Source organism: Raoultibacter phocaeensis (assembly GCF_901411515.1).
Taxonomy (GTDB): domain Bacteria; phylum Actinomycetota; class Coriobacteriia; order Coriobacteriales; family Eggerthellaceae; genus Raoultibacter; species Raoultibacter phocaeensis.
On sequence record NZ_CABDUX010000001.1, the window covers coordinates 174899 to 189548 of the forward strand.

Below are 14650 nucleotides of genomic sequence, written 5' to 3' on the forward strand. Positions count from 1 at the left end.
GAAAAAGGACCCCTACATCATCGCAATCGTACACGCCATCACAATAGACACCGCCCCGACTGCCGCAAGGGGAACGGCACCGTCGATGAACGCGGGCATCGGATCGAGCCGGTAGTACAGCACGTAGCTTACAAGGCAGATGGCGAACACGCCGATCACCAATACTCCGAGCATCGTTGCCGTCGGCGAAGTAAGCGCACCTGAGCCTCCGAGCACGGTAATCACTGCAAGCTCAAGCGCGCACCACAGCACGAACAAGACCAGTTCGGTAGTAATCGGACGAGAAAACACCCGCTTGGTGACGAACGCGAGCACAACGTACAGCACTGGTGCGCCAACGGCCAAGGCCCAGGCGGGAATTCCTTCCGAATAGGCAGAGAGACCCCCAATCGCCGGGACCGCGAGTGCTACGCCGGCCACACCTCCGAAAGCCGCTCCCACGATGCATGCGATGCCGAAGGTGCGCCGAGAACCGATCGGTTTATCGCCTCGCGGCTTGAAAAAGATCCACCACCACGCAAGATAGAGCGCCGCGCACAGCGCAAGGCACACGTGCGACCAAACGAGCAACCCCTGGAACCCCGCATCGACACCGCCCATTCCAAACCGCCTTTCGCCCAGTCCGCGTACGTTTCGTCTTCCACCAAGTATCCCCCGCGTATGGCGATTCGCAAGCTCGATCGAAAAGAGTGACGGAACCGTAAAGCATCGCTTAACGCGCCTATCGTTACCCAACAGCCAGCAGCACGGCGTCGCAAGATAGAATCCAGCCGATTATTTGACGGCCTGTCGACGATGTGCAAACCCAGATGGCTACCCCGTCGGGCAGCGCAACGCTTATGAATGATTTTTCTCATTAAAACCCCCTTGACCCTCAACCATGTTGAGGGTTTAGCCTTGAATGTGTCGATTGTGTGTATGGGATATGAAGAGATGTGCACGATCACCCTGCAAGAAAGAGGAGGGAAGGATATGACCAAAAGCAAGCTATCAAGACGCGACTTTCTCAAAGGCGTAGGCGTCACGGGCGTTGCAGGCGCGTTCGCGCTCTCGGGTGCGCCGGTAGCCTTCGCCGAAGACGGTGCGGAAACGAGCGGAGCAGCTGAAAGCAATCCGTATTCCAGCGCGCTCGGCGACGAGGCGACGCTGCTGCCCATGCGCAAGGCCGAATGCCCCGGCCCCCACGGACCGATTGCCTTCGAAGATCGAGCCATTGCCGATGATGAGATCGTCGGCACCGAGGACACCGAAGTGCTCATCATCGGCGCTGGTATCGGCGGCATCATGGCCAGCCTGAAAGCAGCTGAAGAAGGCGCGCGGGTGCTCATGATCGAGAAGATGACCGAAGGCCGTTCAGCGTGGGAGAGTTTCGGCGCTACGCAAGCCACATTCCAGAAAGAACAGGGCATCGAGATCGACGACGCCCAGCTCATCGATGAGATTCTCCGCGCAAGCGATTGGCGTGCCGATCCCGAAGTCGTCACATCGTACGTGAAGAATTCCGGAGCGGTGGCCGATTTCTGGCAGGCGATGTTCGACAAAACAGGCACGGGCTGGGAGATATACAAGTTTGACCAAGCTCCTAACTACAACGGATTTCCCGTTATCGATTCTTACGTGAACTTCCACATGCCTGAAGGCATCTCGAAAACGTGGCTGTTCGGCCTGTACGTATGCGAAGATCTTCTCAAGGCGGGCTCGATGCATCCCAACTGGGAAGTTCGCTACGAAACGCCGGCCGTCCAGCTGGTGAAGGACGGCGACCGCGTGACCGGCGCAATCGCCAAGACGAATGACGGCTATATCCGCATCAACGCATCCAAGGGCGTGCTTCTGGCCACCGGCGGCTACGATGCCAATCCCGATATGATGCAGGCGTGGGTGCGCCCGGAAGATTACGAATACTCCTCCTGGTGGAACCCCAGCTGGGGAACTACAGGCGACGGCCACATGATGGGCTTGTCCGTGGGAGCCGAGATGGATTCTCTGCCGCAACCCGTCATGAACTTCTCCAACGCGACCCCCGATACCTTCGTCGAGAAGCGCGTGTACTTCCCTGGAGCTATGAACTGGGGGATCATGGTTACCGAAGAGGGCAACCGGTTCACCAACGAGAACAATCCGCGCCAGTACGCCGGCAATGCCATGAACCTGCAGATCCGCCGAGGCCATACCTGCTACTTCATCTTCGACGAAGCGATGATCGCAAGCTCCCTCGAAAAGGGCGGCGAAGCGGCTGAGAAGCAGCTGGAAAGCGACGAGGCCAAGGGCTATCTGTTCCGCGCTTCCTCGATCGCCGAAGTCGCCCAGATGGCCGGCATCGACGGGACGGCTCTTGAGGCCACCATCAACGAGTACAACCAGCTGTTTGCCGACAAGGTAGAGCGCGATCCTGAGTACTACCGCTACACCGGCAACAACCAACCTTTCACGGGCGGCACGTACTATGCGCTCGTCACCACCAACGTCATTCTCGCTACTGTGGGAGGCTTGGCCATCAACGGCAACGCCCAGGTGCTCGACACCGCTGGAAAACCCATCGAAGGGCTGTACGCTACCGGCAACGCTTCTGGCAGCTTCTATTCTGGAAACTATCCGCGTCACATCCCCGGCACATCCGTGGGCCGCGCCGCTACCTTCGGCTATGTGGCTGCTGATCATATGGTGAACGGAGGTCAGGCATGAGAACGTCTACTTTGAGCATGAAAGCGGCTATGGCGCTTGCCCTTGCAGCCTTGATGTCGGTGATCGCCCTTGCAGGTTGTGCAGCTGCACCGGCAAGCAACGAAACCGATAAGGGGGGCGGTGACGCGACCACCCAACAGACCGCAGCCGATCCCACCGATCCTACCGGCGTTTACGTGTCCGACGAGGCGTGCCTTGCTTGCCACGGGGGATCGTACGAGGCGCACGCGGCAGAAACGGCAGATTACGGTCAGTGGAACCCGCATGCATCCATCCACGGAGGCTACAGCTCCTGCGACAACTGCCACGAAAAAGGCCAGGAGCTCACCAAAAACTGGTGCGCGAACTGCCATCCCTACTCTGCAGAAGGATCTTCGTACTACCAAGAACCGCTGTTCCTGTAGAATAAGCATCATCGATTCCTTCCGACCCCCGGCCCGGTATCCTTCCAAGGCCGGGGGTCGCCCGCAAAGAGCAGCGCGGCAAACGGGAGGCCGCATACGATCGGTTTTCGCTGAAACGAAAGGCGATCGCATGCGAGCACGCGAATGCGAGCGCAAACGCGTGCTCGCATGCAGCGTCAGGGAGGATCACATGTATCGAATGAAACAGTTTGCGGCCATGACTGGAATGACCCAATCGAAGGTACGGTTCTACGAGAAACATGGACTCGTGCTGTCCGATCGGACAGAAAACGGGTATCGGGTATTCACGCCCGAGGATGCATTCCGCTCGAATGCGTTCCGCGTGCTTCTGCAATACGGGTTCAGCATCAGCGAGGCCATCGAGATGCTCGACGCCAAGCAAGATACCGACGAATTCCGCACGTCTCTGCAAGAGCAGCAGGTAAGGCTGAACAGAGAGCAGATACTGCTTGAGTATCGCCAGCGCCGCATTCGCGGAGTGCTCGAATTCCTGTGCTCCGACGCAGGACTGCAATTCAAGGAAGTTACCCTTCCGGATTACCTCTACATTAACGCCTCTTATGGGCGGGACTTCTCCGTCTCTCTGGAGAACGAGAGCGTGCTGGCGGAATTCTACACACTCCTGAGTGTGACCAGCTGCGCCCGCATCGTGAAGCGCGACAATCTGCTCGACGAGAGCGACGCAGTGGATCCCGACTACATCAACACGCTTTCCGTTGAAGAAAGCCACTACTTGAGCGACTACGCCAAACAGCGCGTGAAGCGCTTAGAGCTCGGGCGGTGCGTTCGCTTCGGACGCCGTGTCACCCGCGCGGAGAGCATCCAGAAAGAAACCTTCGACGAGCTGTTCGAATACCTAGACGAGCGCAACCTTGAAATCCGCGGCGACATCATGCTCATGCCGTCGTTTTTAAATCTCGACGGCGAAGGCAGCGATATCGAGATCCTGTACGTACCCGTGAAGGATGTTCGATCGTAACCGCGCGCGAACTCAGCCGTGGCCCGGCCGCCGTTCCAACCGATACCGCAATGACTTCCACCATCCTCGCTGTTCTCGAGGATGGGTTCGCAGCTGTTCGCCCATGGCCTACAATGCAAGGGAAACGATTGCGCTGCACGAAGGGAGATCGACGAACGCCCGCAGAAAATATCCGCTCGATGATGAGGAGGAGCGGTACCTCGTTTTGAACCTTGCCGCTTCGCAGGGTCTTCTGGTAGTGCTCGGGTTTGCGGGCGCCCTCGTGTTGACCGGATTTGCTTCCGGCGACTGGCCTCAGGCGGTCTTCGGATTCGGATGGATTCGCTCCGTCGTCGATGCGATGACAGCCAATCTTCCGTATACCGCAATCGCAGGCCTTGCGCTCGCATGCCTGTTTCTCGCCGTTGCCATTGCGCATGCCGTCTACGATTTCACAGAGCTGCTTATCGAGCGACGAAAGATGAGCCACGAGCCAGACTACTTCCACGGCTCTGTTCCCAACCGCATCATCCTCGATGCGATCGAAAAAGAGCAGCACCGCGATCAAGACGATAGGTGAAACGCGCAATGCATTGTTTGTAAGGGCTCGTCAGCGCTATTTTCGCTCGCATGCGTATCTCTCGCCGGTACATGGGCGCGCGACCGAATTGCACTGGACGGCGCTCTTCGGTTAGCCTGCGATCTTCGCCTCGTATCCGGCATCGACCACGGCGGCGATCAATGCATCGTCGGCCACGTCGGCGGAAAGCTTCGCCGTCGCCGTGCCGGCATCGAGATCCACCGAGGCCCCTTCCACGCCGTCGATTCCCTCGAGCGCCTTCCTCACGTGCGCAACGCAGTGTTGGCACATCATACCCTCAACATCCAAAACCTTTTCCATGATGGTGTCCTTTCCATTCTCTCTCGTATCGTCGTCAACAAGCTGAGCCTTCGTTGCACCCGCCAAAGCCGCATCGGTAGTTTCATCCATAGAGTCCGCCGATGCCAGTTCGGTCCGTGCCGTCTCCGAAAGCTCGGAAGGGCCCTCGGCCGCAAGGCGCGCGGGCTTCCATCGGCGCAGCCGAAGCGCGTTTCCTACCACGAACACCGAACTCAAGCTCATGGCAGCCGCTGCAATCATGGGGTTCAAGTTGATCCCGATGCCTGCGAGCACGCCCGCCGCAATCGGTATGCAGATGGCGTTGTAGAACAGCGCCCAGAACAGGTTTTGCTTGATGTTGCGCATGGTTGCGCGCGACAGCCCGATCGCCGAAGGCACGTCGACCAGATCGCTGTGCATGAGCACGATATCGGCGCTTTCGATGGCGATATCGGTACCCGCTCCAATGGCGATGCCCACATCGGCGCGTGCAAGGGCGGGAGCGTCGTTGATCCCGTCGCCCACCATGGCAACGGTGCCGCGCGCGGAAAGCTCGCGAACCGTCCTCTCTTTGTCTTGCGGAAGCACGCCCGCAATCACCGTGTCTACGCCGACGCGGCGCTGGATGGCTGCAGCCGTGCGCTCGTTGTCGCCCGTAAGCATGACCGTCGAGATGCCCATCTGCCGCAGCTCGTCGATCGCGAGCTTGCTCGTGGGCTTCACCACATCGGCTACCGCGATAAGCCCGACGAGACGGCCCGCACGGGCGAAGTACAGCACCGTTTTGCCGTCGTCGGCGAGCGCCTGCGCCTGATCGCGGTAGAACGAAGCGTCGATGCCTCGTGCCTCCATCATACGGAGATTGCCGGCAAAGCACTCGTCGCCCTCGACGGTGGCTGCTATACCTTCCCCCGGTATCTGGGAGAACGTCTCGACGGTACTCGGCAACGCATTGCGCGCTCCCGCGAAGGCGACAACGGCCTGCGCAAGCGGATGCTCAGAGCGCACCTCGACACTCGCCGCGAATGACAGAAACGCATGCTCGGCCGATCCCTCAAAACTTCCATCCGCATTGGCTCCAGCTGCTGTGTCGCCGCTCCTTTCCGCGCCCGCAAAACCCGTAGCCCCGACCACGATCACATCGGTCACCTGGGGCTTGCCCTGCGTAATGGTGCCTGTCTTGTCGAGCACAACGGTCGAGACGCCGTGAGCCGTTTCGAGCGCTTCGGCGGACTTCACGAGAATGCCGCTTGCCGCGCCGCGACCCGTTCCCACCATGATGGCGGTCGGCGTAGCAAGGCCGAGCGCACAGGGGCACGAAATTACGAGTACGGTAACGGCATGGGAAAGCGCAACCTCAAGCGTACCGCCGAGCACGATCCACACGATGAACGTCACAATCGCGATAACGATGACGATGGGTACGAATACGCCCGATATCTTGTCAGCCATCTTCTCGATGGGCGCTTTCGAGCTCGTCGCCTCGTCAACGAGGCGGATGATGTTGGCGAGTGCGGTTTCTTCGCCAACCTTTTCAGCACGCATGGTAAACCAGCCCGAGCTCAACACCGTTGCCCCGGTCACCGGATCGCCCGGCCCCTTTTCCACCGGAACGCTCTCGCCTGTAATCACCGATTCGTCAAGCGTCCCCGCGCCTTCAACGAGCACGCCGTCGGCGGGAACGCCCTCCCCCGCCTTTACCACGAGCAGATCGCCCGCGTGCACGTTTTCCGCAGGAACGACCTCTTCGACATCGTTCACAAGGCGCGTAGCGGTTTTGGGAGAGAGGTCCATGAGCTTGGATATCGCATCGGTAGTCTTGCCCTTGGCGCGCGCCTCGAAGTACTTACCGAGCGTGATGAGTGTGAGGATCATCGCAGCCGATTCGAAGTACAAGTCCATCGCAGCCAGATGCGCCGTGTGAGCGTTACCCCAGCCGATGGCCCAACCGATCTTGTAGATCGCGTAGATGCCGTAGACGGTCGATGCCGTGGCGCCAAGCGCGATGAGCGAATCCATGTTGGGAGAGCGGTGGAATAGCGCCTTGAAGCCCACTCTGAAGAACTTGAAGTTGACGAAAATAACGGGCAGCAACAGCAAGAACTGAGTGAACGCGAACACAAGCACGTTTTCTTCACCGAGGAAGATGCTCGGAAGCGGCCAGCCGAACATGTGGCCCATCGACAGATAGAACAAAGGAACGGTGAACACGAACGAGATGATCAGGCGCGTTTTGACCGCCTTAGCCTCCTTCGCCGCCGCGTTCACAGGCGCAACCGATCCGCGCGAGGCAGGTGCGCCTTCCTGGTTTCGAGAAATGTCAACGCGCGGTTCGGCGCCGTAGCCCGCCTTGTCGATGGCCGCAGTAAGGGCCTCAATCGTTGCGGGCGCGCCGTCGTAGTCAACGTCCATCGAATTCTTGAGCAGGTTCACCGTGGCTTTCTCCACTCCGGGAACTGCGTTTGCGGTTTTTTCGACGCGCGCCGAGCACGCCGCACAGGTCATGCCCGTCACATCGAATGTTTGCTTCATCATAAAGCTCCTTGCTTGGATGCGGGCGATTAGCGCGAGAAGCGCTTCATGAGCTGCATGACCTCTTCGATCACCTCGTCGTTACCCTGTCGAATCTGCTCGACAACGCATGTTTCGAGATGATCTTGCAAGAGCATGCCCGACACGCTGCGGATAGCGCTTTCGGCAGCGGCGAGCTGCACGAGCACGTCGCCGCAGTAGCGGTTGTCGTCAAGCATGTTCTTGACGCCGTTCAGCTGCCCGATCGCTCGGTTCAGCCGCTTTTGCAGATCAGCCTGAAACTCGGTGCTGCGCGGTGTTTGCTTATGGTGGCAGCAGCCGATAGCGGCTGCCCCGCTTGCGTTCGCTTGTTCTGCATTGGTATGGTCGCCCATGTTCTCACCTTCTCGTATGCCCCCAGGGGGTATGTCTTAGTTCGAAAACAGTATATACCCCCTATGGGTATAGTCAAGAGACAATTCGGCAACAGTGGTCGTACGGCAGATACGCATCAGATCGGCTCGACACCAAGCACTACGAGGATGCGAGCCATAACCTCGGCGAGCGTTTGATCGTCGAGCGATCCGACGATCTCGATAGCGTTTTCCCTTTCACGCACACCGAGATCAACAGCCCTGATGGCTTCGCACTGCACAAACCCATACACGGGATTACCCTCTGCGATCTTCACATGCAGAGGGTACCCGTTGTCGGTCGACGTAATGGGAACGAGCGTGGTGAGTGCCGAGGCCCGATTTACATGCCAAGGACTGACGACGACAGCAAAGTGCCGTCCCGCTGGTTCGTGTCGTTTCGATGGATTGAAATTGATGCTGACGATGTCACCCTGCTCGCATATCACCGAGACCACGCATCCCACTCGGCCCCTACCAGATCATCATCAGGCCACGCGTTTTCCGAAGAAGCCACCCCGCCTTTGTAATGCTTGAACAACGCATCGAAGGTAACTCCTTTCGTCGGAACGATCCTTCGATGTGCCGCTTCCACAGGAACTAGCTCTATCCGACCTTGCTCGTTGACCTCGAAACCCACCTGATCGCCGCTTCGTAAACCAACCAGCCGAAGAACTTCGCGGGGAATGCGCACTGCTTCGGAGTTGCCCCACCTCGAAATCGTCGTTTCCATTGCGCGCTCCTTTGTATATACGATATGTATCTACAGTATAGCCCCTTACTGCTGCGCAGTCCAACAGATAACGCTTTTCTCGATAGACGTCATAGACGCAGCCCTGAAAGCGCACCAGCACCGAACGAGCCGACCGACCGGTTACCGTCCGACAACGCGCACGCTTTCCCCCTCAACCACCAACGCCTCGTTATCGGTAATAACCCTCAAATCGAGCGTCGTACCGTACGAGGCGACGATTTCCTTCACTGCCTTGTCGAACTCCCAGTTGCCGGAATGGGGCACGGCGTAGAAATCGGTCAACCCCAGTCCTGAGCTGTTTTCGAGATCGGGAGCTTTGGCTCTGTCATCCATCGCGGCAGAGTACTCGATGTCGGGGGCGGCCACGATAGCCCCTGCCGATTCTCCGATATAGAGCGTTCCCTTGTCTACCTCCTCGGCAATCAGCCTGTCGACTCCCGTGCGCTTCATTTCCTGCAAGAGGTAAAACGTGTTGCCGCCCGCAACGTATATGCAGTCGTTTTTCTCAAGCTTCGCCTTCGCGACCTCGTAGGACGCTGTCGATACATCAAGCTCGTCGACGATCATGCCCAGCTTCTTGAGCCCCCGCTTCCCGAGCCGAATGAAAAAGCCGAGCTTCTCTACCCTGCTTGCCGTAGGAATGTACGTGACCGTTTTGCCCTTGAGATCGAATTCAAGCTCGGGCAACAAGGCCGCAACGTTTTGGAACATCGATACGAGCACGAGCGTTTTCATATGCCTCCCGTGAACCATGTCTCTGATCGCTTCAGTATAGAGCAAAACCCTCGCGCAGAGCCTCCTGCTTATTCGACGGAGCGAACAAAGCACTCGCCTGCGTATGCTACGATATCCTTGAGCGGCGCAGGATATGCGACCGCGCAGAGGCGGGGCCTCATGCCGCCACGCTACGAAAGGACGGCATCGCCATGCCCATCAACAAAGCGGTTCTCGCCGCATTCAGGGCGGCCTCACGGCTCAAGCCCGATGTCAAATCGTCGTACAAGGCGCAACGCGTCGCCGAGGAGATCACCGCCAAGCTCTCGATTCCCGATCCACGGTGCCGCATCGACGACACCACCGCTGTCATGCCCGACGGATACGAGGTGCTTCTGCGCGTGTTCACCCCGCTCGACATCGATTTTTCGTTTGTCGAGGGATTCAAGGTGACCGAGGATTCGCGCGGCACGATTCTGTTTTTCCATGGCGGCGGCTGGGTCAACGGCAACGTCGATTTCTACACCGACGCCTGCACCACGATGGCTTTGAACCTGGAACGGCGCGTGGTTTCGGTGGATTACCGCCGCGCACCCGAACACCGCTTTCCCATGGCTGCCGAAGATTGCTACGAGGTAACGCGCCAACTGTTCGCAGGCACCTTGCTCACCGACGTCGACGCCGAGAACATCGTGCTGTTCGGCGACAGCGCCGGCGGCAACCTCGCCGCCGTCGTATCGCTCATGGCTCGCGACCGCGGCGCATTCGTGCCGCGCACGCAGATGTTGCTCTACCCCGCAACGTACAACGATCACCACTACACCACGTCGCTGTTCGATTCGGTACGAGAAAACGGCGAAGACTACCTGCTCACCTCGCAAGACATCGTGGACTACATGGAGCTCTACCTCTCCGTGCCCGAAGACGTGCACAACCCCTACTTCGCCCCACTCATCGAACCCGACCTCTCCTGCCAGCCCCGCACGCTCGTCATCACCGCCGAGTACTGTCCGCTGCGCGACGAAGGTGAGGTGTTCGCTCAGCGTTTGGCGGATGACGGAAGCGACGCGCAGTGCTATCGTGTTCTCGACGCCGTGCACGGGTATCTGCTGTACCCCTCGGTGTTCAACATCGTCAAGGATACCTATCGCATCATCAAGCATTTCTTGGATGGTGACGAGCTTGCACAGGAAGGCGAACCGGCGTGGCTCGAGCTACTTGGTACCGACTAGACAACGTCGGCAAGTTCTATTCTGCTCAGGCGGGCAGATCGACCCAGACGGTATTTCGCTATTCCACAACCCTCGCAGACGCCGTAGATGCCGAGATCTTGCAGCAAGCGCTCGAAAAGGCCGTCGACGCGTTCCCCAATTTCAACGTCAGCTTGCGCAGCGGCATGTTTTGGCACTATCTCGAACAGATCGACACGCCGCCCGCCGTGCACCGCGAGAACCTGCCCATCTGCTTCGGGCTCCATGCAGGCGCGAAAAGCATTCTCTTTCGAGTGAGCTATTACCGAAACCGCATCAATTTCGAAGTATCGCACATGGTGTCCGACGGACGCGGCGCCTTGAGCTTCTTCAAAGCGCTTCTCTATTCGTATATTCAGATACGCTACGGCATCGAAGGCGTGCCGCTCGAGTACGATGGGTCGGACCATCAGAAAGCCGAAGACAGTTTCAACAAGTACTACGAGCGGGACAAGGCGGCCTCTACACGAGCACCCAAGGTGTACCGTATCGCCGGCTGGCGCGACAAGGCCGATCCCACGTTCATGGAGCTGCATCTGCCCGCCAAACGCGTGCTCGAGTTGGCTCGTTCGTTGAACGTGAGCCTTACATCGCTGCTCATTGCCGCCATCATGTGCGCGATTCGCGCGGAAATGCCGCGACGCGACCGCAATCGGGCGATCCGCATCGACATTCCCGTCGACTTGCGGCAATTCTTCGAGTCGACCACAACCAAGAATTTCTTCGGGCTTGCGTTCGTTTCCTACACGCCCGGCGATGCCGACGAGCCGATCGAAGCGATTGCCGCTCAGGTGCATGCGCAGCTCAAGGCCGCCACCGAAGCCGAGCAGCTCAAGTACCGGATGAACCGCATGATCGCCCTCGAGAAGAACCCCCTTCTGCGCCTGGCCCCGCTTTTCGTGAAAGACATCATACTCGACATCGCCGATCGCTTCGTCATCCGCGAGACCACCACGACCGTCTCGAACCTCGGTCAGATCCGGATCGACGAGCGGCTCGCCCCGTTTGTCCGCGATGTCAACATCATGACCTCGACGACCGGCCTCAACTTCACCCTCTGCTCGTTCGGCGACGATTTGAGCATCGGCATTTCCACGGTGTATTCGAACCCCGATATCGTCAAGAACTTCGTCCGGTACTTCTCTTATCTCGGCATTGAGGGCACCATGAACATCAACAAGACGAGTGAAGAAGTTGCCGAGGACAGGCTGGAAACGCAGTTCGAAACGTCGGTCAAGCGGCTCGGCGGGCAACTGCCCGCATCGGATGAGCCCTCGGCAGCGCAGGGGGCTGCCGGCAAAGGCAAGAAGCCGAAAGCGCCCAAAGCTCCCAGGACCCCTAAACGTTCTCAAGCCGAAAAAGAGCCCAAGGCTCCCAAGACCCCGCGGAAGCACCGAAAACCCGACGCTTCGACAATCCCGGAAACATCGGGGGGAGAGACACACGATGAAACGCTGTGATAAATGTCGCGTTGATTTCACCGGCGACCTCGACCGGTGCCCGCTCTGCCAAGCCGAACTCTCGGGCGAGGCCGAGCCGTCGGTGTTCCCGAAAAACGAGGTAAGAAAATCGGGGACCGTGGCGCTTAAGGTGCTCGCCTTCGCAAGCGGGGCATCGCTTCTGCTCATGGTGTTTCTCGGGTACCTGTTCGCGTTGCCGGGCGACATCGTCTTCACCGTATGCTTGGCGCTTCTCGTAAACTACTTGTTCATCAGGAATATCCTCACGCATTCGCCGAACTTTCTGCGCGTGGTCGTACGCTACTTCCTCGTGCTGCTCGGCGTCGCCGCAGTCTGGTTCATCGCTTCGCACAACCTCATTATCACCACGTTCGTCATCCCCGGCATCTGCCTCATCGCGCTCGTGTTCGATGCTGTGCTCTTTGCCGTGTTCCGCGGCACATTCGTCACCGATTACGCGAAGTACCTGCTGTTCGACGTGGTGCTCGGACTGATCCCAATAGCGCTTGTCGCACTTGGCCTTACTACCTGGGATGTGCTCGCCTACGCGAGCGCGCTTACCTCGAGCGTATTTCTGCTCGGGCTCGTCGTGTTCGCACGCAAGCAGCTCGTCGCCGAGGTACGCAAACTCTTCTCGGCGTAGTCGAGCTACTGCATTCTTTTCAGCTGCCGCCAACGCGCGCCTTCGGTCTGCAGCAGGCGCAACGCACCTATAGCCTGTCGCCGAAGCGCGCACCTACCTATCACCGAGCATCGCACATGACCAGCAGCCACTTTGCTATACTGATTGCAAAGCTTGCATGTACCTGCATGCCACACGATGAAAGGCCGCCATGAACGATACGGGAGGAGACATCGGGACGCTCGCCATCGGTCTCGCCGTCTCGCTGGCCATGCTCGCCCTGTTCGCCCTCATGGCCTGGAAGTACTGGCATGGGCAGTGGCTTCGCTCGATCGCCGGCAACAACTTCGTTTCCGAAGAGGAGTACGGCAGCCCCGAACAACGCAGGCTCGGCAGAAGAATATCCATCGCCATGGTCATAGCGTGCGTCATGGTAGCCTCGATCCCGATTATCGGCTACGGCAGCTTTCTCCAAAACGAAGCGGTGTTCGCAGCCGGAAGCGCCCTCTGCGGTACAAGCACCGTTGCGCTGCTGGGCTACATCGTGTGGCTGTTCGTGAAAATGGGCAGGGAACGCCGTGCAGCCGAAAACGAACTCGTTGCCCGAGATCCCTCAAAATCCGAAGACGTCAAGCTCGATCGCAGGGCGACAGTGGTCCTGCTTGTGATTCTTGCAGTCTATCTCACCTGCGTCCTCGTCGTCGCACCTTTGGCATCGAAGTAGCGCCATCACACCGCTTGCGGCGCAAAACTAACGGCACCCTGCGCCCGCCCCCTTCTTGCCAAGGCCAGCGTTGTATGCTACTTTAATTGAACCAACGGTTTAATTAAAAGGAGAGCCATGGCCCGTAGGGTAAAGGAACCGCCTGAGGCGCATCGCAATCGCATCGGCGATGCCGCCGAGAAGCTGTTTTCGAAAAAAGGCATCCAAGCAACCTCGGTCGAAGACATTGCCCGTGAGGCAGGCTACAGCAAAGCGACGCTGTACGTGTACTTCGTTAACAAAGAAGACATCGTCGGTTTTTTAACGCTCAAGAGCATGCGACGTTTGCAGGAGCGCCTGCACCGAGCCGTACACGATGCAACTTCGACAAACACGCGAACCCGCTACGATGCGCTTTGCGCCGAACTGACCTTGTTTTACGATGAGAGTCCTTTGTATTTCGACCTGACGCGCAACGAGATACCTGCGGATTTCGAACGCCCAGATGCGCTCGATGTCGAGCGCGAAATCTACGAAGTCGGCGAGTGCATCAACGATGAAGTGGGATGGTTCATCGAGCAGGGCATAGCCCGCAAAGAGCTACGAGACGACCTTCCCCTGCCCCATACGGTTTTCCTGTTCTGGGCTTCCCTCTCGGGACTCGTCGTGATGGCGTCAAAAAAAGCCACCTACTTTGAACAAGCCACCGGGATGTCCAAGCAGGAGTTTCTCGAAGAAGGCTTCGACACCCTGTACCACGCCATCTGCACCGAGGGGCACGTATGAAAAACGCGCCGCACACGCCCGCCCTCAAATCGCAAAGGAAGCGTATGACCCCCTTACTCATCATAGCCGCCGCCATCGTCGTCGTAGCGATCGGGTTCGGCATCGTCTATTTAGTTCGCGTTGTCAATTACCAAAATACCGTTACATCGTTGATCATTGAAACACCGCCCCTCGAAAGCGTTGCCGCAGGGACCTACGTAGGATCGTTCGATGCCGACATCATCGGAGCCACGGTTTCGGTATCCGTCGAAAACGGTCGCATAACCGAGATCGAGCTTCTCGAACACAAGACCGAGCGGGGCCAAGCAGCCGAGGCTATCACCGATGCCATTGTAGAAGCCCAGCGTATCGACATCGACACGATTTCGGGTGCGACCAACTCGAGCAAGGTCATTCAGAAAGCCGTCGAAAACGCTCTTCTCCACGCATAGTTCTCTTGCCTTAATGATACTTGGATAGTATCATTACCGAAGCAGCGTGGCTTGGGCG

16 protein-coding genes are annotated in these 14650 nt (G+C 58.4%); 10 read left to right on the plus strand and 6 right to left on the minus strand.

The features are described from left to right. Positions 1-12: 12 nt before the first annotated feature. Positions 13-600, minus strand: coding sequence for a hypothetical protein (locus FJE54_RS00760; RefSeq protein WP_139650643.1), 588 nt, complete (start codon positions 598-600; stop codon positions 13-15). A gap of 372 nt (positions 601-972) precedes the next feature. On the opposite strand from FJE54_RS00760, the gene FJE54_RS00765 reads away from it, so the two are divergent. The 4 genes from FJE54_RS00765 to FJE54_RS00780 all read left to right on the plus strand — a co-directional run bounded on the left by FJE54_RS00765 (position 973) and on the right by FJE54_RS00780 (position 4648). Next, on the plus strand, positions 973-2685 hold the full coding sequence (locus FJE54_RS00765; RefSeq protein ID WP_139650644.1) for an FAD-binding protein: 1713 nt from the start codon (positions 973-975) through the stop codon (positions 2683-2685). After that, positions 2682-3089, plus strand: coding sequence for a cytochrome c3 family protein (locus tag FJE54_RS00770; protein WP_139650645.1), 408 nt, complete (start codon positions 2682-2684; stop codon positions 3087-3089). The genes FJE54_RS00765 and FJE54_RS00770 overlap by 4 nt, the downstream gene beginning before the upstream one ends. A gap of 190 nt (positions 3090-3279) precedes the next feature. Next, positions 3280-4089, plus strand: coding sequence for a MerR family transcriptional regulator (locus FJE54_RS00775; protein WP_139650646.1), 810 nt, complete (start codon positions 3280-3282; stop codon positions 4087-4089). Positions 4090-4192: 103 nt separating this feature from the next. Next, a complete protein-coding gene (locus FJE54_RS00780; protein WP_139650647.1) occupies positions 4193-4648 on the plus strand; it encodes a hypothetical protein in 456 nt (151 codons plus the stop codon). 111 nt (positions 4649-4759) lie between these two features. Here FJE54_RS00780 and FJE54_RS00785 read toward each other — a convergent pair whose 3' ends face one another. From FJE54_RS00785 to FJE54_RS00805, 5 genes are all read right to left on the minus strand, one after another. Then, positions 4760-7480 carry a heavy metal translocating P-type ATPase gene (locus FJE54_RS00785; protein ID WP_180326636.1) on the minus strand — a complete coding sequence of 907 codons (2721 nt, stop codon included), beginning with the start codon at positions 7478-7480 and terminating at the stop codon, positions 4760-4762. A gap of 29 nt (positions 7481-7509) precedes the next feature. Continuing rightward, positions 7510-7854, minus strand: a complete 345-nt coding sequence (locus FJE54_RS00790; protein ID WP_139650649.1) for a metal-sensing transcriptional repressor — start codon at positions 7852-7854, stop codon at positions 7510-7512. 116 nt (positions 7855-7970) lie between these two features. Further along, entirely contained in the window at positions 7971-8339 is a 369-nt protein-coding gene (locus FJE54_RS00795) for a type II toxin-antitoxin system PemK/MazF family toxin (protein ID WP_255467144.1), read from the minus strand. Beyond that, positions 8318-8605 (minus strand): AbrB/MazE/SpoVT family DNA-binding domain-containing protein, encoded by a 288-nt coding sequence (locus tag FJE54_RS00800; protein WP_139650650.1) that lies wholly within the window; start codon positions 8603-8605, stop codon positions 8318-8320. The genes FJE54_RS00795 and FJE54_RS00800 overlap by 22 nt, the downstream gene beginning before the upstream one ends. 141 nt (positions 8606-8746) lie before the next feature. Next, the gene (locus FJE54_RS00805; RefSeq protein WP_139650651.1) at positions 8747-9361 is read right to left on the minus strand and encodes a Type 1 glutamine amidotransferase-like domain-containing protein; all 615 of its coding nucleotides are present in this window, start codon (positions 9359-9361) and stop codon (positions 8747-8749) included. Positions 9362-9552: 191 nt separating this feature from the next. Between FJE54_RS00805 and FJE54_RS00810 the strand changes: the two genes are divergently transcribed. The 6 genes from FJE54_RS00810 (at position 9553) to FJE54_RS00835 (ending at position 14592) form a co-directional block, all read left to right on the plus strand. Beyond that, entirely contained in the window at positions 9553-10572 is a 1020-nt protein-coding gene (locus FJE54_RS00810; RefSeq protein WP_139650652.1) for an alpha/beta hydrolase, read from the plus strand. Further along, complete coding sequence (locus FJE54_RS00815) at positions 10545-12050, plus strand: phthiocerol/phthiodiolone dimycocerosyl transferase family protein (protein ID WP_255467145.1); 1506 nt, start codon at positions 10545-10547, stop codon at positions 12048-12050. Before FJE54_RS00810 ends, FJE54_RS00815 begins: the two co-directional genes overlap by 28 nt. After that, positions 12037-12693 (plus strand): DUF6320 domain-containing protein, encoded by a 657-nt coding sequence (locus tag FJE54_RS00820; protein ID WP_139650653.1) that lies wholly within the window; start codon positions 12037-12039, stop codon positions 12691-12693. Before FJE54_RS00815 ends, FJE54_RS00820 begins: the two co-directional genes overlap by 14 nt. 190 nt (positions 12694-12883) lie before the next feature. Beyond that, the gene (locus tag FJE54_RS00825; protein ID WP_139650654.1) at positions 12884-13396 is read left to right on the plus strand and encodes a DUF3784 domain-containing protein; all 513 of its coding nucleotides are present in this window, start codon (positions 12884-12886) and stop codon (positions 13394-13396) included. A gap of 117 nt (positions 13397-13513) precedes the next feature. After that, a complete protein-coding gene (locus FJE54_RS00830; protein WP_139650655.1) occupies positions 13514-14161 on the plus strand; it encodes a TetR/AcrR family transcriptional regulator in 648 nt (215 codons plus the stop codon). Between the two features lie 44 nt (positions 14162-14205). Continuing rightward, positions 14206-14592 carry an FMN-binding protein gene (locus FJE54_RS00835; RefSeq protein ID WP_139650656.1) on the plus strand — a complete coding sequence of 129 codons (387 nt, stop codon included), beginning with the start codon at positions 14206-14208 and terminating at the stop codon, positions 14590-14592. The last annotated feature ends 58 nt before the right edge of the window (positions 14593-14650 follow it).